The following is a 23645-nucleotide window of genomic DNA, read 5'->3' on the forward strand; positions in this document are numbered from 1 at the left end:
CTGGTATTCTTTTCAAGGCCCATGCCATGGCTGAACGTCGTCGCCCAGAACTCGTTACCCCTTTCCCCGTCTTGATTGCGGACCTTGGGGGCACTCATGCCCGCTTTGCGCTGGTCAGCGATGCTCATGCCAAGGAACAGGGCTTCGCGCAGGTTCGCACGCGCGAGTTCAGCGATGTGGAGTCGGCCATTCAGGCTGGCGTTCTCGATCAGACGTCGCTGATCCCAAGGTCGGCGATCCTGGCCGTGGCCGGCCCGACCATTGGCGATACGTTCAAGTTGACGAATGCCGATTGGGAAATCGATCCCAAGCGTATCATTGATCGACTTGGCTTCGACTGCGTGATTGCGATCAATGATTTCGAAGCCCAGGCGTTAGCCCTGCCCGACCTGCAGCCTGATGATTGGCATGTGATTGGCACCAAAACACCGTCGCGGCGCGGCACCAAACTGGTACTCGGTCCTGGCACGGGTCTTGGCGCATCGACCTTGGTCGACTCCATGGGGATGTGGATCACGGTCCCAGGAGAAGGCGGTCATGTCGCGATCACGCCAGAAAACGAAGAAGATGACCGCCTCTTTGCGCATCTGACACAGGGTGGCCAGCGCCGTCTTGGTGGTGAGCAACTGGTTTCCGGCGAAGGTTTGGAACGGCTTTACCATGGCCTTGGCGCCATTGATGGTGTGGATGCGCCGCTCGTGAAAGCCGCAGATATCACCGAAGCCGCCAATGCCGGTGATAAACTGGCCACCAAAGCGGTCGAGCATTTCGTTGTTTATCTGGCCCGCGTTGCCCGCGAGCTGGCGCTTGCAGTCATGCCAACCGGCGGCGTATTCATCGCTGGCGGCATACCGCCACGCATCCTGCCGTTTATCGACCGCTCCGATTTCCGCGCGGTTTTCGAGGCGGGTTATCCACACGAGAAAAACCTGCACGAGTTTGCCACCGTGGTCGTAACCCATGAGCGCCCGGCGTTGGCGGGTCTTGGCAGTTTCGCCCGAACACCGACCCGCTTCATGGTGGATGTCGGTGACCGCATGTGGGTTCGTGAGGGCGCCGAGGTCTAACTGCCTCTGTTTTTGGATTGCTTTGTCGGTCCCTTCCAGGGTTCTTCCGGCCAATCGTGTTTGGGATGGCGGGCGCGCATATCCTTGCGCACATCTTTCCAACCCTTGCGCCAGAAGGCTGGCAGATCGGCAGTCAGCGCGATCGGACGTTGCGCGGGTGAAAGCAATTCAATGAGCACCGGCTGTTGGTCGGCGCCGAGCGTTGGATGATCATCGCGGCCGTAAAGCATCTGCGGGCGCACGGATATCGTCGGGCCAGCGGGATGATCGTAGGCAATGCGCGCGCGCTGATCACTGCCAAGCGCAACAGATGCCGGCCATTGCTTGTCGAACGCCTGCGCTTCCTCCCAATCGAGTGCCGCGCGCCAGGCCTTTTCCAAAACGTTGTCGGGAAAGGGCGGCGCTTCGCCACTTTCCAGCAGGGTCGGCAACCAGGCTTCGAGCCGCGTAAGCAGCGCGTCGGACTCACCGCGCGATGCATGAAAGGCTTGGTGGCGGGATAGGAGCGCGCCAGCAGCCTTGTCCCGTGCGGTGAGGCTTTCCAAGTCCTTGCTCCGTAGATGGCTTGCGATCTCAGACAAAGCGTTGAGCCCGGTGCGCCTTGGCCGTGCATCCGCCGCAAGCATCAGAGCACCGATCCGGGTTTCGTCACGCACGCGCACCGACCAGGTAGCATGATCGAACGTCCTGGTTTCAACCCTTGTGATCAGATGGCCGAGCCCGTCGCGCAGTTGGTCTTCGGACAAGGGCAACGCCAGACGGATGTCTGGCACGCGGGCGGCCCCGCTCTTTCGCCCGCCACCCAGATCCAGGACCAACAAGAATGGTTCGCTGGCCAAAGGATGATGGGTTTCCATCCCAGCCTGCATGCCTTGCGCCAGTTTGTAGATGGCGCGTTGGCCGTCATCCTTATCGCGTTTGGCGATGAGGTCGGGATAGGCGTGCAGCAGATGGTGGACCAGCACCGCATCATTGGGCGGTGGCTTCGCTTCAGAGCGACCAAGAAGCCGCGTATGCAGTGTTTTCAGCGCCTTGGCTTGTCGCCGGTCTTGTAGGGCCGCCCGCAATCGTTCCGCACCATCCAATGGTCCACGCTCATTGAGCTCCCCGGCAAGCAACGCCGCCCAGGCCGCATCGCTTTTCCCACCTGCGTTCGCCCGCTCCAGCAGCGCGGCCAGGCGTGGATGTGTCGGAAGCTTGGCCATCCGCGCACCGAACGCTGTTGCCGCCCCTTTGGCATCCAAGGCACCCAAGCTTTTGAGCAATGCTCCGGCTTGCTCCCAGGCGCTTTCCGGCGGTGGATCGAGAAAAGGAAGGCTGGTTCGCTCAAGCGCGCCCCATAGCGCCATATCAAGGCGCAGCTTTGCCAAATCGGCATCGAGAATTTCCGGCCGATCCTCGGCAGGCCGACCGCCCTCTTCCTCGCGCCGCCAGAGCCGGATGCAATCGCCAGGCGCCGTGCGTCCAGCCCGCCCGCGTCGTTGATCGATTGATGCGCGGCTGGCCGGTTTGGTTTCCAGCCGCGTGATGCCACGTACTGGATCGTAGATCGGGCGTCGAGCAAGGCCGGAGTCTACCACGAACTGCACACCAGGAATGGTGATGCTGGTCTCCGCAATCGCACTGGCGACAACGAGCTTGCGGCGGCCGCTTGGGTCAGGCCGCAGCGCCTCATCCTGGGCGCTGCGCGTAACCGCGCCGTAAAGCGCATGGATAGCGACTTGGTTCCCTAACGCCTCACGCAACAGACCGCAGGCGGTCTCAATCTCGCGCTGGCCGGGCAAGAAGATGAGGCCATCGCCGTCAAACCGACGCAGCGCATCCAATGCGACTTCGGTGACAGCCTGAGGCGCAGGCAGGCCGGAGGGTTCGTGGTGCGTTGCGACAGGAAACATCGAACCGTCGCTCTCGATTCTCTGGCACCCGCCGTGCGGCTCGAGCAACACTTGAAATTTTGCGCCATCTACCGTCGCCGACATCGCCGTCAGCCGCAGGTCGGGTCGCAATGCGCTCTGCGCTTCGAGCGCAAACGCCAATCCAAGATCGGCAGCCAGCGCGCGTTCATGCACCTCATCGAACATCACACAGCCAATGCCAGCGAGTTCCGGGTCATCGGCAATCATCCTGGTGAACACCCCGTCGGTGACCACTTCGAGCCGGGTTGCCTGGCCCACCTTGGTGTCGAAACGAACCCGGTGGCCGACAGTCTCGCCAACGCCCTCACCCAGTTCGTTTGCCATCCGACGTGCCGCACCAAGCGCGGCGAGGCGCCGGGGTAAAACCAACACGATCTTTTTCCCTGCAAGCCAAGGCTCATCGACCAACGCCAGCGGCAAGCGCGTGGACTTGCCGGCGCCCGGTGGCGCGATCAGCACCACATGGCCGCCTGCCGCCAGCGCTTTGCGAACAGCCTGGATACTGGCGTCGATGGGCAAGGGAGAATGAGGCGGTGTCGTCATACGTAGCGTGCCATTCGCGCCAGATCAGGCTTTGTCAACCTTAACCCAGCGTTAAACGGCAAGCGCTAAACCGGTCCGACCCATGCGTTCAGTTGGGTGTGTTGCTTTGAGTAAGTTTTCTTGTGGGAGTTGAAGCTATGGCCCGTCGCGATGAAACGCTTTCCATGCGCGCGCGCCTGCTACTCGCTCGCCCCATGCTCCTGCGTGCAGGGTTGCTTGGCCTGTGTATTGGGCTGGTCGTTATCGGCTTGATGGAGAACGTTACGCGTTTTGGATCGCCGGAGGCCTTGCGCTCTGATGCGCGCGTCTCCCCCACAGATCCCAGCGAACTTAGCGATTCGCAACCCTTGCGCGAAGACCGGCTCGACGTGGCCATTCGCATCGATGACGCCAACTACATTACGCTACGGTAGACAAATCCCGTCGGCCGCTAGCGGTCTGGAAACGCACCGTAGTACCCCTATTGGGCAATAATATTGTAGTTTATTTCCAAAAATGCGCTAAGTTGGGGCTAGGAGCTCCATCATGTCGCGCATTCTAGACCAACCGACACCGCCTTTGCCCAATCGCCGAAACGCTTCCAGCAACGCCAGCGAACCTGGATCGCACGCGGTTGATTTGAAAGCGCTTGCGCAGCATTTGGGCCTGTCAAAGGGCACCATCTCGCGGGCGCTCAATGGCTATCCCGAGATCGCCGACCGCACCCGTGCCCGCGTTTTGCAGGCTGCCGCCGAGCTTGGCTACAAGCCGAACCGGGCCGCAAGACGATTGGCGACCGGGCGCAATGATATGGTCTCCTACATTGGAGTTGGCTCCGATTGGATGACGGTCGAGCGGACTTTTCTTGGCGCATTGTCGACCACGCTCGCCTCGCGTGGCTATGGATTGATGGTGTCGCTCGCCGACCGGATGGATCACGCCGAAGACACGATGCGCCAACTCATCGAAGACCGGCGTACTGATGGCTTCGTTTTGAGCGCCGCCTTTCCAGCCGATGCCAGGATATCGTTGGCGCTGGAGCATGGCGTTCCCGCAGCCGTGATTGGGGGAACGTCTGTGCGATCCTCCCACACCGGCGCGCTGCCGACCATTGGGATCAATGACAGCGCGGTGCTCGACGGCCTGGTCGATTATCTCAATTCGCTCGGCCATATGAGCTTTGCCTATTTCGGTTGCGATGCACCTCAGGCGATCCAAGCGCTGCACAGCGAAACGCTGGCAGCGTCCTGTGGTAACCGCAACGCGCACTTCATCAGTAGCACGCGCATAGGATCGGAAACCGATTCCGTGGGAGGGCTACCCCTCTATGACACGGAGACGGCAATCTCGTTGACCGAGCGTGCAACGCGCATTCTCGATAGCAAGCCCCAAGGCCCGACCGCTGTCTTCTGCGGCTGTGAGCGGACTGTCGTCGCGCTCTACATGGCTGCGCGCGATCGCGGGCTTTCTGTGCCGGAAGAACTATCGATCATCGGCATTGGCTCAAGCCAACTCGCCTCGTGGCTTTCCGGCGGGCTATCAACCGTCAGTTGGTCGCTGAGCGAAGCCGGACGTCTTGCCGCTGACTGCGTTCTTGCGCAGGTCGAAGGCACGGACTCGCCGGACCTCAATGCCGGGATCGAGGCAGAATTTGTGGCTCGTTCAAGCCATGGCCCAGCACCGCGGCCAGTGCTCTAACCCGACACGCACGTGGCAGCCTTTGCGCCGCGCCAACCTCTCCTATCTATCTCAACCATTTGTGATGTGCATGTGTGCGTGTCGCCGGGCATGAGTGCGTTCTCGCCCGCCCCGTCTTACGGCTCACCGTTCAATGAAGGCCCAATGTCATGACCGGATCAACCGCTCTTCGCTCTCTTGTTCTCTCCGCCGCACTTCTCGGCGCTGCACCGGCATCTGCCGACAGTCTGGCCGATTTTGACGCCTTGGCAGATGCCGCACGCGGCGAGACCGTGTTCTTCCATGCCTGGTCGGGCGACCCGACGATCAACGCCTATATCGAATGGGCGGGCGATGAGATTGAGGCCCGCTTCGGCATAGAGGTTGAGCATGTGCGGGTGACCGATACGGCCGACGTGGTCGGCATCGTGCTCGCGGAAACCGCAGCAGGCCGCGACAGTGGCGGTTCGGTCGATCTGGTGTGGATCAACGGGGAAAACTTCATTGCGCTCAAAGATGCGGGCCTGCTCTACGCCCCGGATGACGAAGGCTGGGCGCATCGCCTGCCGAACTGGGAGCTTGTTGATGTGGCCGGCAACCCGTCGCTGACCACCGATTTCACCGTTCCGGTCGAGGGCTTTCAAGCACCCTGGGGCACAGTTCAGTTCTCCTTTTATTATGATAGCGAAGCGATCGACGAAACGCCGTCGAACCTGGACGAGTTGCTCACCTGGGCAGAGGCCAATCCAGGCCGTTTCACCTATCCGCAACCGCCAAACTTTCTCGGCTCGACCTTCTTAAAACTTCTGCTTGCCTACACCATCGACGACCGTGATCGTCTTGGTGCGCCTCTACCTGAGCAGGAAGCCGAAGAAGCGTTGGCGCCGCTTTTCGCTTATCTCGATGAGTTGCACCCGCACCTCTGGCGCTCCGGGCGAACCTTTCCTGCGAACCAGGCCGCGCTGCGCCAGCTCTTCGGCGACGGTGAGATCGTCATCGGCTTTGCCAACAATCCAGCCGAGGCTTCCGGCGCGATTGCTCGCGATGAGTTTCCAGCCTCGACGCGATCCTTCGTCCTGGATGATGGCATGATCGCCAATTCCCATTTCGTGGCGATCCCGTCCAATGCCAACGCGCCGCAAGCGGCTTTGGTGGTTGCCAACTTCCTGATGTCGCCGATTGCCCAGTTGCGCAAACAGGATCCGGCGGTCTGGGGCGATTTCACCGTCCTCGACATTGCAGCGCTTGATCAAAACATCCAAGACGGTTTCGCCGCGCTTGATCTAGGTCCGGCGACACTAACGCCTAGCGAGCTTGGCCCAGCAATTTCCGAGCCACACACCAGCTGGTTGACAGCCATCGAAGCCATGTGGGCGGCTCGTTACCAGGGCGGTTAGGCGTCTAGGCTGAGGCTGACTGGGTGCCGAACTGGCTACGCCTTGCGCCGGGCCTGACGATTGCTCTGTTGATCGTGCCGGTGGCCGCCGGGCTGATAGCAGCCCTCCTGCCAGCCTTCGGTTACTTTCCTCCGCTGGGCGGTATGGGCCTGTCGCTCGACCCGCTACGCGACGTGCTGTCGGCGCCTGGCATCTGGCGGTCGATCGGCCTTGCCGCGCTAGTTGGCCTGCTTTCTCCGCTGATCGCCCTAGCTCTTACTTTTCTGCTGCTTGCCTGCGTGTGGGATACCAAAGGCCTGTCGGCCGTCCGCCGTATGGTCGCGCCGCTTTTGTCCGTGCCGCACGCCGCAGCTGCCGTCGGCCTTGCCTTTCTCATCGCCCCCTCGGGTTTTCTATTCCGGCTGATCTCGCCAGAGTTCACCGGCTGGGAGCGACCACCCGATCTCTTGATCGTCAACGATCTTTGGGGCCTCTCCATGGTCGCGGGGCTGGTCGCTAAGGAGATGCCGTTTCTCCTGCTCATGGCGCTCGCGGCCTTGCCAGCGCTGGACGGTTCGCGGCGACGCATGGTGATGGCTTCCCTCGGTTATGGTCGCGGCACCGGCTTTTTTATCGCCATTGCGCCGCAGCTTTACCAACTGATCCGACTGCCGCTGTTCGCTGTGATCGCTTACGCTTCCTCTGTTGCCGACGTGGCCATCGTGCTCGGACCGACAACGCCGGCGCCCTTGCCGGTGCGCATTTTGGAATGGGCGTCCGACCCTGAGCTTGCTACCCGCTTCACAGCTGCCGCGGCCGCGCTGATCCAAATCCTTTTGACCTTGTCCTTGCTCGGCTTTTGGATGCTCGGCGAGCGGGTAGCGGCCCGATTATGGATGCGGGTCACGGCGTCTGGCATTCGCTCCGGTGGTGGCGCAGTGCCAAGGGCCGTCGGCTTGGTGGTTTCCTTGCTGCCGATGCTCGCTATCGCGCTTGGCCTGGTACTTCTCATCCTCTGGTCCTTCGCCGGCCGGTGGCGCTTCCCCGACACCTTTCCCGCATCATGGACATTGCGCGTCTGGGATCAGCTCGGCGGCGGCGCTATGGAGCTCGCTACCACGTCGCTGGTCGTTGCCGTGGTGCCGACTCTGATCGCGGCCATCCTGATCGTCGGCTGCTTGGAAGTAGAGCACGCGACCGGGCGCACCGGCGGCAACCGCTCGCTTCTAATCCTCTATGTGCCCCTGCTGGTGCCGCAGGTGACTTTTCTATTTGGCTTGCAGTTTCTTGGCGTCGTGCTTCGCGCTGATGGGTTGATGGTCTCGGTGATGTTCGCCCATTTGGTCTTCATCCTGCCCTACATGTTTCTCTCGCTCGCCGATCCCTATCGCCGATTCGATCGGCGCATGCTGCAGGTGGCGGCGGGACTTGGCATGGGATACTGGCGGCGCCTGTTTCAGGTTCGGCTGCCCATGATGGTCGGGCCTTTGCTAACGGCGCTGGCGATCGGCATCGCAGTTTCCATCGGTCAGTATCTGCCGACCCTGCTGATCGGTGCGGGACGTGTGCCGACGCTGACAACCGAGGCCGTTGCTCTCTCCGCGGGGGGTGATCGGCGGGCCTTGGCTGTGGCGGCTAGTCTGCAAGCGCTGCTGCCGTTCGTTGCGTTCTGGATCGCGCTTGCCGTGCCGGCCTTCCTTGCGCGCAGCCGCCGCGGCATGCAAACCCGATGAGAATGAAAACGCCGACCACCGACACACTGCGCCTAGATGCAGTGACCATCACGCTTGAGGGTCACACGCTGATCGAAATCAGCGCCGAGGTCGCGCCCGGCGATGTGCTGACCGTGATGGGGCCGTCCGGCTCCGGCAAATCGACGCTCTTGCACGCCTTGGCAGGCTCGTTGTCACCGGTGTTCGAGCTTTCCGGCTCGGTCTTCCTTGGCGACATTGATGTGCTCGCCCTGCCCGCCGAGACGCGGCGCATGGGGCTATTGTTCCAGGACCCGCTGCTCTTTCCGCACCTTTCGGTTTGCGGCAACGTTATGATCGCCATTCCGCGTGCGGTCTCCAAGGCGCGTGGCGAGCGTCAAAACCTTGCCGAGGAGGCGCTGACAGCGATCGGGCTGGAAGGCTATGGCCCGCGCGACCCGGCGACCTTGTCGGGCGGGCAAGCGGCGCGGGTGGCTCTGCAACGCACGCTGCTCTCACAGCCGCGCGCACTGCTGCTCGACGAACCTTTCTCCAAGCTCGACGCGGCGCTGCGCCAAGAGATGCGCCAACTGGTTTTCGATCACGCAAAGGCGCGCAACTTGCCAGTGGTTTTGGTCACCCATGATCCGGCGGACGCTGAGGCGGCTGGTGGCGAAGTCTTCGTCCTAAAGTAAGGCCCCGCGCGCCTGGCTCGGCAGCGCATCGAGCACACGGACAAGTGTGGCCAAGTCCTCATCGCGCGACAGCCTGTGATCGCCATCCTTGATCAGTGTCATCACCACATCCTCGCCGGCCAACACATCCATCAGTTTTAGCGCGTGGGTGTGCGGGACATCGGGATCGGCAACGCCTTGCAGGATGCGCACCGGACAGGCCGTTTCGATCATGCCGTCGAGAATCAGATGGTTCTTGCCGTCCTCGATCAGGGCGCGCGTGATGATGGTGGGTTCAGGGTCATAAGGGCTGGGCTCGACCAGTTGCCCTTCATTCATAATGATCTGCTGCTGGGTTTCTGAAAATTTCGGCCACATTAGCTTTTGCGTGAAATCAGGCGCAGGCGCGATCAGGACGAGCGCCTTGATGCGGCTAGCACGCCCTTCGGCTTTGGCTTTTTTGGCTTCCTCAATGGCCAGCAACAGCGCGATCCATCCACCCATGGAGGAACCGACCAGAATCGTTTCGTCGGACGCTTCGGCCTCGATCATGGCTGCCGCATCCTCGCGCCAGGATCCGATTGTCCCGTCGGTGAACGCACCGGAAGATTGGCCGTGCCCGCCATAGTCGAACCGCAGGCAGGCCTGGCCGCGCTCCTTGGCGTACTCTTCAACCTTCATGGCTTTGGAGCCCGTCATGTCGGAGCGGAAACCGCCGAGCCAAACAAGTGTTGGCGCGTTACCATCGGTTTTCTCAAAGGCAAGCCTGTGCGAGCCACGGTCGAAGAAGGAAGGGGACATGGGATTGGACGCTCCGCGTTTGCATTTTGCGTTTCGTTAATCGGCGGTATAGCAAGCGCCCATCGCTTCGCCAGCCCTGCTGGCCGTTAGAAAGCTCTATGCCTTGCGTGTCCTGCAAATTGTTCCAGAACTTGAAACCGGCGGAGCGGAGCTGACCACCGTCGATATTGCCCATGCACTGGTCGATGCAGGACATGAGGCGTTTGTTGTGAGTGAAGGTGGGCGCATGGTCGCCGACCTGCCAGGCGCCGCTCGGCACATCACTTTACCCGTCGCGTCCAAAAACCCACTGACGATTGTCGCCAACGCCCGGCGGGTTGGTGCGCTCTGCAAACGCGAGAAGATCGATCTCATCCACGTTCGCAGTCGCGCGCCGGCCTGGTCAGGTTTAATGGCGGCGCGCTCTGCCAAAATCCCGTTTGTCACGACATACCACGGGGCCTACCAGGCCTCGAACGGTCTCAAGCGTTGGTACAACTCGGTAATGGCACGCGGTGATGTGGTAATCGCCAATTCGCAGTTCACCGCCGACAGCATTGCCGCGCGCTATCCATTTGCGAAGGATGAACTGACAGTCATCCATCGCGGCACCGATCTGACCCTCTATGACGGTTCTGCTGAACCCTATGATTGGAGCCTGCCCCAAAACGCTCACGTAGTGGTGCAGATCGCCCGCCTCACCGAATGGAAAGGGCAAAGCGTTGCCATTGGCGCGCTGGCTGGTCTGCCGGAAGACGTGCATTTGGTTCTGGCCGGTGATGATCAGGGCCGCACCGACTATCGTGACAGTCTGATCCGCCTCGCCGATCGGGCCGAAGTCGCCCACCGCGTTCACCTGGTAGGCCATGTCGATGCGCCACGCGCGCTCGCCTCGGCCGATGTCTGCATTGTACCGTCAACACAGCCGGAAGCCTTTGGGCGCGCCGCGGTCGAAGCGCAAGCTGCTGCGGTGCCGGTGGTCGTGTCAAAACTCGGCGCTGTGCCTGAAACCGTGCTCGCGCCACCACTTGTCGCCGACGAGGCGCGCACCGGTTGGCATGTGAAGCCGGGCGACCCGATGGCGCTCTGCAACGGTATTCGTGAAGCCCTTGCCCTTGAAGGGGCAGCGCGCGATGCCCATGTCGGGCGGGCAAGAGAGCATGTTCATGCTCGCTTTTCGCTGGACGCCATGTGCCAGGCAACCCTTGCCGTTTACCGCCGATTGGTGCCTTGAGCATCCGATCAGCGGTAAAAAGCGTCCATTCACCCGGAAACCACGATCAAACCCGCTAACTTTGCCCTGTGCAATCTTGCCACAGGCGCGCGCTTGCGGCACAACTCCTCACCCCAAAAGATCAACGTCCTAGGAGACATCACCATTCGCCGTCCACACCGTTCACAAGCCGTTGTCAAAGAAGGCCCGCGCATCAATGACAAAATCCGCTCATCATCCGTTCAGCTGATCGACGCTGAAGGAGACAATCGCGGAGAAACCGATACCCGCGAGGCTCTGGAACTTGCCCAATCCGCCGGGCTCGACCTGGTGGAAATTTCGCCCAACGCCAATCCTCCGGTCTGCAAGATCATGGATTATGGGCGCTTCAAGTATCAGCAGCAAAAGAAGGCCGCTGAAGCGAAGAAGAAGCAGAAGACGGTTGAGGTGAAAGAGGTCAAGATGCGGCCGAACATCGACACGCATGATTACGACGTGAAGATGCGCAACGCCCGCCGCTTTTTTAACTCCGGCGACAAGGTGAAGTTCACGCTGCGCTTCCGTGGCCGCGAAATGGCGCACCAAAACCTCGGCATGGATGTCTTGATGAAGGTGAAGGCGGAAACCGAGGAGTACGCTAAGGTCGAAGCCCATCCGAAGATGGAAGGCCGCCAGATGATGATGGTTTTGGCCCCGATACCGGCCATGGTCGGCAAGATCGACGTCAAAGGCGAACACGAGCCTGAAAATGACGGGCCGGATGACGGCGAGGATTAGAGATTGGAAAAGCCCCGCTTCGGCGGGGTTTTTTGATGACCAGTCGATGAAGGCATGATCAACACCGACCGACTTGTCCTACGCCGTGCGCGTCTTGAGGATGCGCCCGCGCTTTTCGAGGTCTTCGGCGATCCACAAGCCATGGCTTATTGGGACACGCTTCCGCATGCGGACATCACGATTACGGAACGTTTTGTACGGTGGATGGCGACCTCGGACGGCGTCACGAGTGATGATTTCGTCGTCGAACTTGAAGGCACGGTCATCGGTAAGGCCGGCTTTTGGCGCAAACCGGAAATTGGCTACATCCTGCACCGCAATCACTGGGGTAAGGGTCTGGCGAAAGAGGCTTTGACCGTGCTGATCGCCCGCGCTTTCCAACATCATGGCTGGGACCACATCACGGCGGAAATTGATCCACGCAACGAACGCTCACGCAGACTTTTGTTAGGCCTTGGGTTTGCCGAAACGGGTTTTGCGGAAAAGACAATAAAGGTGGGTGATCAGTGGGTCGATAGCGCCGATTTTCACCTCGATCGGCCTTAAGAACCGTAACGCGCCATTCTGCTGCCCAACCCCTTGCCCCCTTGGTTCTTTGGCGGTATAGCACCGCCTTCATCAGCGGGCCGGCCAGTGTTGGGCTGCCGTGTTTGCTGAACCGCTCACGCCAGATTTTATCAGGCTGCGTAACCTTCGCCCGCGCATCTCTTTCGCTCGGGCCAACATGAGACGAGCAAAATGCCCAAGATGAAGACCAATTCGGGCGCGAAGAAGCGCTTCAAACTGACTGCCTCCGGCAAGGTCAAAGTTGCCCAGGCCGGCAAGCAACACGGCATGATCAAGCGGAGTAACAAGTTCATCCGCCAAGCCCGTGGCACCATGGTGATGGCCGAACCCGATGCACGGGTTGTGCGCAAGCACTTCCTGCCGAACGGCTGATCGCCCTTTCTTTCAAAATTCAGTTTGGAGCCTGACCCATGTCACGCGTTTCTCGCGGCGTCACAAACCACGCCCGCCACAAAAAAGTAATCAAGCAAGCCAAAGGCTATTATGGCCGCCGGAAGAACACGATCCGCGTTGCGATGCAGGCCGTGGAAAAGGCGAACCAGTACGCCTACCGCGACCGCCGCAACAAAAAGCGCGCCTTCCGCTCGCTCTGGATCCAGCGCATCAACGCTGCGGTTCGTGAGCAGGGCATGACCTACGGCACGTTCATCAACGGCCTGACCAAGGCTGGTGTTGAAGTGGACCGCAAAGTGTTGTCGGACCTTGCCGTACATGAGCCGGCAGCATTTACAGCGCTGGTCGACCAGGCCAAAGGTGCGCTGGCTTAGGGGCAGGTGGGCTTAAGGGCATTTGGGCCTAAGCCAACCTGGCATTCGATCAAAAGCCCCGCCAGCGCATCGTTGGTGGGGCTTTTTCGTCTCGTCGTGCATCTTGCCAATTTCCACCCCAGCGCTACAACGCCCGCAACCTCCAATCCGTCGGACATCTGACCCATGAGCGAAGCCGCCACCCTTTCCGCCATCGACACGTTGGAAGCCGACGTCATGGGCGCGATCCAATCGGCCGAAGATGAAGCCGCGCTCGAAGCCGTGCGTGTCGGCGCTTTGGGTAAAAAGGGCTCGGTGTCCGAGCAAATGAAAACCCTCGGCAAAATGACGCCGGACGAACGCCAGGTGATGGGCCCTGCGCTCAACGGGCTGAAGGTGAAGCTGACCGACGCGATCAATGCCCGTAAGGCTGCGCTGGAAGACGCCGCGCTTGATGCCCGTCTTGCCGCTGAGACGCTGGATGTCACCAAGCCGGTTCTGGTCGGCCCAACAGCGGAAGGCCGCATTCATCCGGTGACCCAAGTGATTGATGAGATCACGGCGATTTTCGGAGATATGGGTTTTGCGGTGGCCGAAGGGCCAGACATTGAAACCGATGAGCTCAACTTCACCGCGCTCAATTTCCCCGAAGGCCATCCGGCTCGGGACATGCACGACACGTTCTTCTTCAATCCAAAGGAAGACGGCGAACGGCTGCTACTGCGCACGCACACCTCACCGGTGCAAATCCGCACCATGCGCAGCCAAGAACCACCGATCCGCGTGATCATTCCCGGGCGCACCTATCGCCAAGACAGCGATCAAACCCATACGCCTATGTTCCATCAGGTCGAAGGCCTGGTGATCGACAAGGAAAGCCATATCGGCCACCTGAAATGGATTCTCGAAGAGTTCTGCAAGAGCTTTTTCGAACTTCCCTCGGTCACCATGCGCTTTCGCCCGTCCTACTTTCCGTTCACCGAACCGTCGATGGAAGTTGACATCGGCTGCGACCGGTCCGGCAATGAAGTCAAGCTCGGAGAGGGCGACGACTGGCTGGAGATTTTGGGCTGCGGCATGGTGCACCCCAATGTGCTGCGCAATTGCGGGCTCGACCCCGATGTCTATCAAGGCTTTGCCTGGGGCATGGGCATCGACCGCCTTGCCATGCTGAAATACGGCATGCCGGATCTCCGCGCCTTCTTTGAGGCCGATGTGCGCTGGCTAAAACATTACGGCTTTCGCCCGCTCGACATGCCGAGTCTGGTCGGCGGCCTGAGCCGGTAGAGACGGTTGACGAAACCTTTCTGTCCTGTGGCGCATTGTTCAGGGCAGATTGGCAGAGGTTCAAGCCCTTCGCATTAAACTTCCCCTTCAGTTTTCTCGGAGGGACGGGCATGCATTTGGTGATCATGGTGGTTGTGGCGTTTGTCACCGGATACGGTGTAGCGCTCTTCAATGTATCCGAGCACGACCAACGCACTGAACACCTGGTCAGCGAGTTGGCACAGCCGGCGCCGCAAGCAACCCAGGATACGACACGATTTGCGCCCGATGAAGTGCTCCGGCTAGACCACAATGGCCATGCCTTCGCCGACGTCGAAATCAATGGACGGACTATGTCGGTTCTCGTCGACACCGGTGCCACGACCGTGGCCATTCGCGAAAGCGATGCGCGCCGGGCCGGCTATCGGCTGCAAGAGTCTGACTTCACCGTCGCCGTGCGCACCGCCAATGGCATCAAGTACGCTGCGCCGATCATCCTGAGAGACGTGGAACTCGGCTCCATTCGCGTGCGCGATGTTCCGGCACTCGTCAGCCGCGACGACGCGCTTGGCACAAATCTTCTTGGCATGACGTTCCTGAGCCGTGTTGACGGTGTTCGACTGGAAGAAGGCCGTTTGATCCTGGAAAACTGATACACACCGGATCAACCATAACCGCGCTTGGAACCGTCATGCTCGCGGGCTATTGAGTAAACGTTCCGTTTCCTCCCAATCGCGAGTGCCTATGCTTTTCCCAACGCCAGTGCCCGACCTTGAGCCGAACACCGACGCGTTCGAAACCACGCCTTTGGTGAAGCCGACCGGGTTTCGCGAGTACGACGCGCGCTGGTGGTTCGGCCATTCCGCATCCGACGTTCCCGCTGAGCTGAATTTGATGGGCGTGCAGGCGCTTGGCGCTGGGCTCGGCACGTTGATGCACGAGCAGGGCACGCGGCCTGAGATCGTGGTCGGCCATGATTTTCGAAGCTACTCCGCGTCGATCAAGTACGCGCTCATTACCGGCCTGATGGCCTCCGGTATCAAGGTTCACGACATCGGCATGGCTCTGTCGCCAATGGCCTATTTCGCCCAGTTTGAACTGGATGTGCCGGCGGTCGCGATGGTCACCGCCTCGCATAACGACAATGGCTGGACCGGCGTGAAAATGGGCACCAATCCGCCCGTCACCTTTGGACCGGACGAAATGGGGCGTCTGCGCGACATCGTGCTCGGCAACCTCTCTCAAGGGCGGGACGGTGGCGGTTACACGTTCGTGCCGCAGTTCGCCGAGGTCTATCTGGACGACCTGTCACGCGGGGTGATGCTGCAGCGGAAGCTGAAGGTTGTTTGCGCCTGCGGCAACGGCACGGCTGGCGCCTTTGCGCCGCATCTTTTGAGGCGGATCGGCTGCGAGGTTATCCCGCTTGACGTTGAGCTCGACCACACCTTCCCGCGTTACAATCCCAATCCGGAAGACATGGAAATGCTGCACGCCATGGCTGATGCGGTGAAAGAGCATGGCGCCGACGTTGCGCTGGGCTTCGACGGCGATGGTGACCGCTGCGGTGTGGTGGACAATGGAGGCAATGAGATTTTTGCCGACAAGATCGGCGTGATGCTCGCCCGCGACCTTTCCACGCAGCACCCGAACGCGACCTTCGTGGCTGACGTTAAATCCACCGGCCTTTTCCTCACCGACCCTGTGCTTCAGGCCAATGGCGCGCGCGCCGATTATTGGAAGACCGGGCACAGCTATATCAAGCGCCGCGTTGCCGAGACCGGTGCGCTTGCCGGATTTGAAAAGTCGGGCCATTTCTTTTTCAACGAGCCGATCGGGCGCGGTTATGACGATGGCCTGGTGACGGCAATCGCTGTCTGCCGGATGTTGGAGAACAACCCTGAGCGCTCGATGGCCGAGCTCTATCGCGATCTGCCCAAAACCTGGGGCTCGCCGACGATGAGCCCTAAATGCCCCGACGAGACCAAATATGGTGTCGTCGAAAAGGTGGTGGCACGCTTTAAAGCAATGGACGCCAATAGCGAGCAGGTTGCCGGACAAGCGATCCGCGAACTCATAACTGTGAACGGCGTGCGTGTCGTTAGCGAAGATGGCACCTGGGGTCTGATCCGCGCATCCTCCAACAAGCCGGAACTGGTCGTGGTGGTCGAAAGCCCGGTTTCAGAAGCGCGCATGCGCGACATGTTCAAGGCGATGGATGACGTCCTGCGGGAGAATCCCGAGGTCGGCGCGTACAACCAGACCATCTAGGCGGAGCAGGCACAATGCTGACTGTCTTCTCGCCCGATCATGCGCGTCACGACCCGCAAAAGGAGATGGCCGATGGCAAGCTCGTACCCGCGGTGGAAATTCCGCGACGCGCTGAGATGGTGCACTTTGCCGTCACTGAAGCTGAGCTTGGCGAGATCATTGCGCCAGACCCGCTCGACCGGGCGCTCGTCGAGCGCGTCCATGACCCGGCCTATGTGCAGTTCCTTGAGAGCTTTTGGCAGCGCTGGCTTGATGATGGGCGCGACTCGGAGACGACCGATGCTTTTCCCTTCATCTGGCCTGTGCCCGGCCTTCGAAAACTGGAGACCCGGCATCTGGATGGCCTGATGGGTCACTATTCTTTCGATGCCGGCACGCCGATGGGTCCAGGCACTTGGGCAGCGGCCTCCGCCAGCGCAGCCACGGCCCAGACAGCTGCGTCCCGCGTCTCAGGCGGTCTATCCCATGCGTTCGCGCTTTGCCGACCCCCCGGCCATCACGCGATGCCTAATGCCTATGGCGGCTATTGCTTTTTGAACAATGCGGCCATCGCGGCCGAAGTTCTGCGCAAAGGCGGAGCCGGCAAGGTCGCCGTACTCGATGTCGACTATCATCATGGGAATGGTACGCAGGCGATCTTCTACGGCCACCCCGATGTGTTCTTCGCCTCCATCCACGCCGATCCGATGGACGAGTACCCCTACTTTCTCGGTCACGCCGACGAGATCGGCCAGGGCGAGGGGGAAGGGGCAAACCTCAACATGCCGCTGCCCATCGGCACCTTGTGGCCGGACTACGCCAATGTGCTATCCCATGTCTTGGCGCAAATCGAAGCGTTCAGGCCCGACGCTGTGGTCATTTCGCTCGGTCTCGATACGTTCGAGCGCGACCCGATTTCGCAGTTCCGCCTGCGCAACGAAGACTTCTTCACGCTTGGTGCCGCCCTGGGTGGCGTGACCGTTCCAACGGTGATTGTGTTTGAAGGCGGCTATGCCGTAGAGGATCTGGCCGTTAATGCCATCAACACGCTGACGGGCTTTTTAGACCGTCACACCACCGGGTAGGGCAAAGCCCCTCAGCGCCTCGCGCAAGTCCGACGGGGTGGTGAAAAGGATGGCATGCATGCCGACGGCACGCGCACCCTCCACATTCTTTGGACTGTCATCAATGAAGACCGTGCGATCGGCGGGCAGTCCAGCGCGCTCCAAAAGCAGGTGATAGATGGCAGGATCGGGTTTAATGATCCTCTCTTCACCAGAGACCACCGTCACGCCGAACTGGTTGAGAAACGCAAAGCGCTCGCGCTCCCCTGAAAACTTCTCGGCGGAGAAATTCGTGATCGCGTGAACAGGCACGTTCTCGTCCACCAGGCGCTGAAGGATTCCGACCGAGCCATTGATCGGACCTGAAATAGAATCGATCCAGTGGGTGTGATACCGCTCGATCAGTGCGCGATCGTCCGGGAATTGCTTGGCCAGTGCCTCAACGCCTTCCGCAAAAGGGCGCCCGCGGTCCTGCTCCAAATTCCAGGCGTCGAAATCTACGCGCTCAAAAAACGCCGCAATCTCATCGTCACTCATGCCCAAAGGGCGGTAGACCCGGCGCGCATCCCAATCGAGGAGAACGTTGCCGATGTCGAAAACGACAGCATCTATCTGAGGTTCGGCCATGGAAATCTCTCTCCCTTTTGCTAGGCTGGCGCATGTGTTGCGGTGCAGGTTGAACCCGGCGTCTTGCCCGCGACAGATGGGTAGACCAAACCGGATGGCAGTTTCGTGACGATGGCTCAGAAGCCTTTGAAAAATCTGGCCTTTGGCGTTGTCTTGGTGGCTTTTGTATCTTTCTTGGGATCGGAACTTGCTGTTGCGCAGAGCGCGGACAACAGCGTGACCACCCGTCCGCTCGGCCCACCACCGGCCAGTATCACCTTAGACGTTGACCGACCCTCGGCGCCAGGGGGCGAGGTGTTTCGCGCGGGCTTTTTGGCCGATGCGGCTCCCGGCCATCAACGACAGCTTTATCGTCCGTTTCGCGATCATATGGAGGCGGTTCTGCAGCGCCCGGTCGAATTGGTTCCCTTCCGCGATGCGCGCTCATTGATGATGGCCATGCAGCGCGAAGACATTGGTTATGCGATGGCACCGGCCAGCATCTTCGTCGCCACGCATCGCTTGTGCGGCTGCGTGAGGCCGCTTGGCAGCCAACCCAATCGCGATGGGTCCGATGGTGTTTTTGCAGTCATACTCGTTGCTGAAAATGCGGAAGTTGGCGATCTCGGCGACCTTGCCAACAAACGCCTCACACTTGTTGGCGACGGCAGTGTGGTCGCGCATCGCGTGGGGCTCGCGGAGCTTGACCGCGCCGAGCTTGGCTTCGAACCCGATCAGATCACCTTTGCGGCGACATTGGTGGAGGCTGTCGGACGTCTTGAAACGGGTGACGCCGACGCGATCCTGAGCTGGACGCGCCAAGCCGATGGCGCGATCCTCTTCGACCGCGAGCCAGCCAGTGCGCTTTCCGATGAAGCCCGTGCGGACCTACGGATTCTCTGGCGCTCGCGGCCGATGCCAGGGTCAACGCACTTCATCCACACCGGTCTACAGGAGCCAGTGGCCGAAACGCTTCAAGCGATGCTGATCGGGCTGACAGGCACCGATGGCGACGCCTTCGACGCCATCGACCAGGGCAGCGGCCGAGGTTTTGTCGCGCGCCAGATGGTGGACTATGCACCGCTTCTCGACGCGTTCGACTATTGGGATCGCCTGGAGCAAGCCGCCAGATAAGTCTTTTCGGTCAGGCTGAGTGCGCCAGTTTGAAATCGGCCTCAGTCATGCCGATCGGCTTGGCACCTTTGAGGGAAAAGGTCACCTTCACCGCGCCATCGCTTGTTTCCATACCGACGAATGCACCGCCGGCCTTCTTCAAAGCACTCTGCAGGGCTGCACGCGGTAGGGTTGGATCAACGTTCTTTGGACGTTTGGTGACACCTACATTGTCACGCTCCGCCGACACATCGCTAATCGTGAAGCGGACGGACCCGTCGGACGGCTTGCCGGCATCGACTTTCAAGACTGGTTTTTCAGCCTCGGTCTGCGAATAGGCGAGCAGCATCGCCTGCCGCAAGACATTGCGAATGGCCATGCGGTCGCCAGACAGAGGCGGCAAAAACCCGTGCTCAAGATTGCCGGCCACCAACTCGTCGTTCGAGGCTTCCTGGTACCAGCCATTGAGAATGCGATCCGGCAGAAAGCTGAACTCGAACGTGTCGTCGCCGCCCGATGGCGGCTCCATGAGGCAAAGGCAGGATTCCAGCAGGCGGCGCATTTCCTGCGCTTCGACCTTGGCCAGACGCAGGGCATTTTTCGCCTTTTGCGTATCGGTTATCGCGCGCCGCGATTTGTCCAAAATGTCGTCCATCGGCATGATCGCAACAAACCGGTGATAGACTGTCCCATCAGGTCGTTTGACGTTGGCACAGTAGGACATGGAGGTGAAAAAACCGGTGTCAGTGTGTAGCGTGAGCAGCATCGGTTCTCGGGTTTCACCCAGCAGATCGACAATCGGCTGCGGGCGCTGACCGCGCGTGCCAAGTGCCTGGGCGCAGTTGCGGTTCATCCGGCGAAGGCCATCAAAATCATCCTGTTTGAACAGCTCAATGGCCATCGCGTTTGCTGCGATTAACCGGTCCTCGTGGTCATATTGCAAGATGCCGAAACCGAAGTCGGCGATAGCCTTCTTCAGCGAAGAGAGTTCGTCCTGAAAAACCACGGAAACGGAGGTCAGGAGCATGTTCAGCGAACCTGAAATCTGGCCGATTTCATCACGGCGCATCATGTGCAGTTGGTAGGCGTCGGCCCGGTCGGGGTTTTCCACCGCCTGCCGCAGTGCCTTGTTGATCGCGCGAAGTGGTCGGATCACCAGCAGCATCGACGCAAAGATGAAAAGAACCGCCGTCAGACCGGCGATGAACAAAACGCTGAGCCCGAAATTGCGCAACTGGTTGAAGGTCGCCGCTTCGATCGGTTCGGTCGGCAGCCGAACAATCATGTGATGGGCAAGGCCGGTGTCTTCCGGCGAGAGATGCACATCGATCGCTGGCGCATTGGGGCTGGCTTGCACGCCAACGCCAGACAATCGAGCGATGTTAAGATCGAGCGCCGGTCGCTCACCAAAAACCGAGAGCGGCCCCCCGGCGCTGTCGTAAACCACACCGCCCAACAGCAGACCGTCACGGATCATGCGTTCGCCAAGCCGTGTCTTGTGTTCAGCGGTCAGAAAGGCGGCAGGATCCGATGCGTGATACCAGGCCATCCGCACGGTTTCGACGGCACGACCTTCGTTGGCTTTGTGCCAGAAATAGGCGGCAGGGATGAGGAAGATGATCTCGGTGATAAGTACGGCTGTGCAGACAGCGACACCGAACCCCAGCGTCAACCGTTTTGGCCACAATCTTGCAAGCCAGGAGACTTTGCTACGCTTGGCAGCAGTCACAGGCGTCCTCACGAACCATTATCACGCCGTACTCTTACGCGCGATTGGTTAAGGAACGCTTGTAGGCATTCGTCGTGACGACCTAAACACCATGAAATTCAGATGCTTAGGGATGCAACACAAAGACAATGATGATCAACCCAGGTGCCGCTTGACTAGGGCGTGTAGGTGATGGTTTCAGAGCGACGCGGGCGCAGGTAAAAATCATCACTGAGTTCGATGGTTCCGGTGATGGTGTGAGAAGTTGCCGGCCTATGGCTGTAAGTGAGATTGGCCACCACGAGGAAGCTGTCTGGGATCAAGAGAGGCCCGGGAATGGTGTAGGAACCACCAACTGATGGCGCTGCGCCGTTGCGCGATTCTGACCACATGACCTCGGTCGCACCCTGATCGTCGATCTGAACGCCAGCCACCTGAATGGACAGGTTGGCCACATCAAACGGCGCCAGAATCGCTTGTGTGGCATCCATGATGTCATCCATCTCAGCGCCGGTCAGGTTGGTCTGTTGGGTCACAAGATCGGCCAGGGCACTGGCTGCATGCGAAACCTTACGATCAGCGCTCACGCCTTGGCTCAACTCCAACGACCCCAACCATAGCGCGATCATGAAAGGCGCAATCATCGCAAATTCGATGGCCGCCACGCCGCGTTTTTCGCGGCGAAATGATCGGATCCGCCTTGCTACCTTTAAAAGACCAAAGCGGTCGGCTTGGCGCGATTGACTGTCTTGCTCATGCATGGTGATCAAACTCGCTAAAATGGCTCGTTTCGGAAGGCGGTGGTTGCGATAAGAAGCCGCTGCCGTCCGGCAATGTCGGCAGCGTCGAGGCCCATAAAGTTGAAAAGCAACGGCCAGCGATAGAATGCCCGCACAATCACGGTCTCGCCGCCAACGCCTGGCTCGAAACCAAAAGCACCGTTGAAATTACCGGCGCCATCGACGGGTGGCCGCGCAAGATCAGCGGCATCAAAACGTACAACGCGTTGCACGTCGATCGCCAAGCGTTCGTCGCAATCAAACAGGACGCCGATCTCATTGCACATCAGGGCACGGAAACCGGCTTCGTCGATGCCTTGAGACTGGACCTGGCCGGTGCGGATTTGCCGACCGGCCTCCGAGACGCCAGATTCCAAAAGTTGACCGGCCCAAAATACCATCGCCGTTTCGATGATAGCCATCTTCAAAAAGAAGAATGGCACGGCGATAATGCCGAACTCGACCGCCGTCGCACCGGACGGTTGGCGGATAAAACGCTGCGTCAGCGCTCCTATGCCGCGCACCTTGTTGCCAAGTGCCTGAATCATGTTGCCAGCCTCATACAGTCGCTCCGCGACAGCGCACCGAAAGGCACGCAAAGCATCGCGTTGCCATGAGAGTAGGCATGGAAAAGTAAAGCCTTACCTCAGCGAGACGGTAAACAGATGCTCTGCGTCGGCATGAAAAAAGGCTTAAGCGGCGTTAACCAAACGCGGTTGTCATTAAAGTCACGCGCGCGCGCGTGCGGGACAGCATCTCATAGATTGGTCTATTCGCCGCCGCGAACTGCTTCGAGCGCCGCCCGGTTTCGCGCTTGGAACGCGTTCAGGCCGGCTTCGACCATTTCCGGTGCATCGCCCGGTGTTGGTCGAATTTCACAGGTCGGAGCACAAGAAAGCGTTGTGCGTTGAACGCCGCGATAGACCGATACCAGGCTTTGACCACGCACCGTCACCCGCAACGTTTCCTCAGCCAGGACCGCGCCTTCTTCGTCCAACATGACCAAATTGGTTTCGCCGTAGCTTTTGCCGGTCAGAATGATCGTTCCGGGGTCCGGCATCGACGCATCGGCAATAGCGGGATTGCCAATAACAATCGTGGACACGTCACCGACAACGCGCATCACGCGCGCATGATCAAGTGCGAGCACAATTCCACCGAAACTGGATGCCTCGCCTGACATGGACTGGGTCAATCCGCCATCCTGAAAATCGTCCAGGGAGGCTGCAGCGATTTCTGTTTCGATCGGTGTGTCGACCAACCCCTGGACAACGATAGAATCGGCATCAGCGCCAAGCGTAGGCTCTTCCATAGAAGAATCGTGAACAGCAGTTGACGCCGCGCCCTCTGGGGAATGGGGTAGAATCTGGCGAGGAGTGTCGGTGGTACTTGCTGCCAGCTCGGAGGGAAGGTCGGTCCGCGTCGGCTCGCTAGTGTCCACCTTGCTGGTCGACTGCGTAATGATGGGGTCCACGCCATTTCGCGTTACGTCGGTGGCAATGGACGGCAAGGCCGCCGCAATGCCGAGCCCAGCAAGCGAAACGCTCGCCAAAACAACGCGAAATGGAACCGAACGGGAGCCGAAACGCACGATAATTCCTCCAAGAACAACTGGTTTGGAGGATGCAGGGTTTTGGTGAACAGCGCGTTAAGCCCTTCGCGAGAACCCGTTGGCAATCGAAAAGCAGCGCCTTTTCAAGATTTTAGATGACTAATGAACCGTTGCTGACCTTACGACCACAACGCGTTTGGGAAAGTATGAACGGAAATACACACAATGTGCGGCTTTTCGAAAACCCTGCCTTAAGGGGTCGCGCCTATTGTCGAGATCGTTCCGAGCAACAACGCATCGGAGC

At 59.9% G+C, this 23645-nt stretch carries 23 protein-coding genes; 16 read left to right on the forward strand and 7 right to left on the reverse strand.

Annotated features, from left to right (window positions below):
- Positions 1-26: 26 nt before the first annotated feature.
- Complete coding sequence (locus JJ917_10160) at positions 27-1067, forward strand: ROK family protein (protein ID MBO6699182.1); 1041 nt, start codon at positions 27-29, stop codon at positions 1065-1067.
- On the opposite strand, the gene hrpB is transcribed toward JJ917_10160, so the two are convergent.
- On the reverse strand, positions 1064-3526 hold the full coding sequence (gene hrpB / locus JJ917_10165; GenBank protein ID MBO6699183.1) for an ATP-dependent helicase HrpB: 2463 nt from the start codon (positions 3524-3526) through the stop codon (positions 1064-1066). The two genes, JJ917_10160 and hrpB, sit on opposite strands and share 4 nt — an antisense overlap.
- Positions 3527-3663: 137 nt before the next feature.
- On the opposite strand from hrpB, the gene JJ917_10170 reads away from it, so the two are divergent.
- From JJ917_10170 to JJ917_10190, 5 genes are all read left to right on the forward strand, one after another.
- Complete coding sequence (locus JJ917_10170; GenBank protein ID MBO6699184.1) at positions 3664-3939, forward strand: hypothetical protein; 276 nt, start codon at positions 3664-3666, stop codon at positions 3937-3939.
- A gap of 112 nt (positions 3940-4051) precedes the next feature.
- Positions 4052-5203, forward strand: a complete 1152-nt coding sequence (locus JJ917_10175; protein ID MBO6699185.1) for a LacI family DNA-binding transcriptional regulator — start codon at positions 4052-4054, stop codon at positions 5201-5203.
- Positions 5204-5352: 149 nt separating this feature from the next.
- Entirely contained in the window at positions 5353-6579 is a 1227-nt protein-coding gene (locus JJ917_10180) for an ABC transporter substrate-binding protein (GenBank protein ID MBO6699186.1), read from the forward strand.
- A 23-nt stretch (positions 6580-6602) separates the two neighbouring features.
- Entirely contained in the window at positions 6603-8291 is a 1689-nt protein-coding gene (locus JJ917_10185) for an ABC transporter permease subunit (GenBank protein ID MBO6699187.1), read from the forward strand.
- Positions 8292-8293: 2 nt separating this feature from the next.
- Positions 8294-8944 (forward strand): ATP-binding cassette domain-containing protein, encoded by a 651-nt coding sequence (locus JJ917_10190; protein MBO6699188.1) that lies wholly within the window; start codon positions 8294-8296, stop codon positions 8942-8944.
- On the opposite strand, the gene JJ917_10195 is transcribed toward JJ917_10190, so the two are convergent.
- Positions 8936-9724, reverse strand: coding sequence for an alpha/beta hydrolase (locus tag JJ917_10195; protein ID MBO6699189.1), 789 nt, complete (start codon positions 9722-9724; stop codon positions 8936-8938). The two genes, JJ917_10190 and JJ917_10195, sit on opposite strands and share 9 nt — an antisense overlap.
- Before the next feature lie 103 nt (positions 9725-9827).
- Between JJ917_10195 and JJ917_10200 the strand changes: the two genes are divergently transcribed.
- From JJ917_10200 to JJ917_10240, 9 genes are all read left to right on the forward strand, one after another.
- On the forward strand, positions 9828-10937 hold the full coding sequence (locus JJ917_10200; protein ID MBO6699190.1) for a glycosyltransferase family 4 protein: 1110 nt from the start codon (positions 9828-9830) through the stop codon (positions 10935-10937).
- A 144-nt stretch (positions 10938-11081) separates the two neighbouring features.
- The gene (locus tag JJ917_10205) at positions 11082-11693 is read left to right on the forward strand and encodes a translation initiation factor IF-3 (GenBank protein MBO6699191.1); all 612 of its coding nucleotides are present in this window, start codon (positions 11082-11084) and stop codon (positions 11691-11693) included.
- Between the two features lie 54 nt (positions 11694-11747).
- Positions 11748-12239 carry a GNAT family N-acetyltransferase gene (locus JJ917_10210; protein ID MBO6699192.1) on the forward strand — a complete coding sequence of 164 codons (492 nt, stop codon included), beginning with the start codon at positions 11748-11750 and terminating at the stop codon, positions 12237-12239.
- Between the two features lie 192 nt (positions 12240-12431).
- Positions 12432-12632 (forward strand): 50S ribosomal protein L35, encoded by a 201-nt coding sequence (gene rpmI / locus JJ917_10215; GenBank protein ID MBO6699193.1) that lies wholly within the window; start codon positions 12432-12434, stop codon positions 12630-12632.
- Positions 12633-12670: 38 nt separating this feature from the next.
- Positions 12671-13027: a 50S ribosomal protein L20 gene (rplT, locus tag JJ917_10220; protein MBO6699194.1), complete on the forward strand. Its 357-nt coding sequence runs from the start codon at positions 12671-12673 to the stop codon at positions 13025-13027.
- Between the two features lie 165 nt (positions 13028-13192).
- A complete protein-coding gene (gene pheS / locus JJ917_10225) occupies positions 13193-14293 on the forward strand; it encodes a phenylalanine--tRNA ligase subunit alpha (protein MBO6699195.1) in 1101 nt (366 codons plus the stop codon).
- A gap of 110 nt (positions 14294-14403) precedes the next feature.
- Entirely contained in the window at positions 14404-14925 is a 522-nt protein-coding gene (locus JJ917_10230; GenBank protein MBO6699196.1) for a TIGR02281 family clan AA aspartic protease, read from the forward strand.
- 91 nt (positions 14926-15016) lie between these two features.
- Entirely contained in the window at positions 15017-16540 is a 1524-nt protein-coding gene (locus JJ917_10235; protein ID MBO6699197.1) for a phosphomannomutase/phosphoglucomutase, read from the forward strand.
- Between the two features lie 14 nt (positions 16541-16554).
- On the forward strand, positions 16555-17604 hold the full coding sequence (locus tag JJ917_10240) for a histone deacetylase family protein (protein ID MBO6699198.1): 1050 nt from the start codon (positions 16555-16557) through the stop codon (positions 17602-17604).
- On the opposite strand, the gene JJ917_10245 is transcribed toward JJ917_10240, so the two are convergent.
- Positions 17581-18210 carry an HAD family phosphatase gene (locus tag JJ917_10245; GenBank protein MBO6699199.1) on the reverse strand — a complete coding sequence of 210 codons (630 nt, stop codon included), beginning with the start codon at positions 18208-18210 and terminating at the stop codon, positions 17581-17583. The genes JJ917_10240 and JJ917_10245 overlap by 24 nt on opposite strands.
- Positions 18211-18366: 156 nt before the next feature.
- Between JJ917_10245 and JJ917_10250 the strand changes: the two genes are divergently transcribed.
- Positions 18367-19323 carry a PhnD/SsuA/transferrin family substrate-binding protein gene (locus tag JJ917_10250; protein MBO6699200.1) on the forward strand — a complete coding sequence of 319 codons (957 nt, stop codon included), beginning with the start codon at positions 18367-18369 and terminating at the stop codon, positions 19321-19323.
- Positions 19324-19333: 10 nt separating this feature from the next.
- Here the strand turns inward: JJ917_10250 and JJ917_10255 are convergent, their stop codons facing one another.
- The 4 genes from JJ917_10255 to JJ917_10270 all read right to left on the reverse strand — a co-directional run bounded on the left by JJ917_10255 (position 19334) and on the right by JJ917_10270 (position 23380).
- Entirely contained in the window at positions 19334-20974 is a 1641-nt protein-coding gene (locus JJ917_10255; GenBank protein ID MBO6699201.1) for a hypothetical protein, read from the reverse strand.
- A gap of 212 nt (positions 20975-21186) precedes the next feature.
- On the reverse strand, positions 21187-21639 hold the full coding sequence (locus JJ917_10260; protein ID MBO6699202.1) for a pilus assembly protein: 453 nt from the start codon (positions 21637-21639) through the stop codon (positions 21187-21189).
- 146 nt (positions 21640-21785) lie between these two features.
- A complete protein-coding gene (locus JJ917_10265) occupies positions 21786-22337 on the reverse strand; it encodes a pilus assembly protein (protein ID MBO6699203.1) in 552 nt (183 codons plus the stop codon).
- Positions 22338-22558: 221 nt separating this feature from the next.
- Positions 22559-23380 carry a pilus assembly protein N-terminal domain-containing protein gene (locus tag JJ917_10270; protein ID MBO6699204.1) on the reverse strand — a complete coding sequence of 274 codons (822 nt, stop codon included), beginning with the start codon at positions 23378-23380 and terminating at the stop codon, positions 22559-22561.
- Between the last annotated feature and the right edge of the window lie 265 nt (positions 23381-23645).

The organism is Hyphomicrobiales bacterium (assembly GCA_017642935.1).
GTDB lineage: Bacteria > Pseudomonadota > Alphaproteobacteria > Rhizobiales > MH13 > MH13.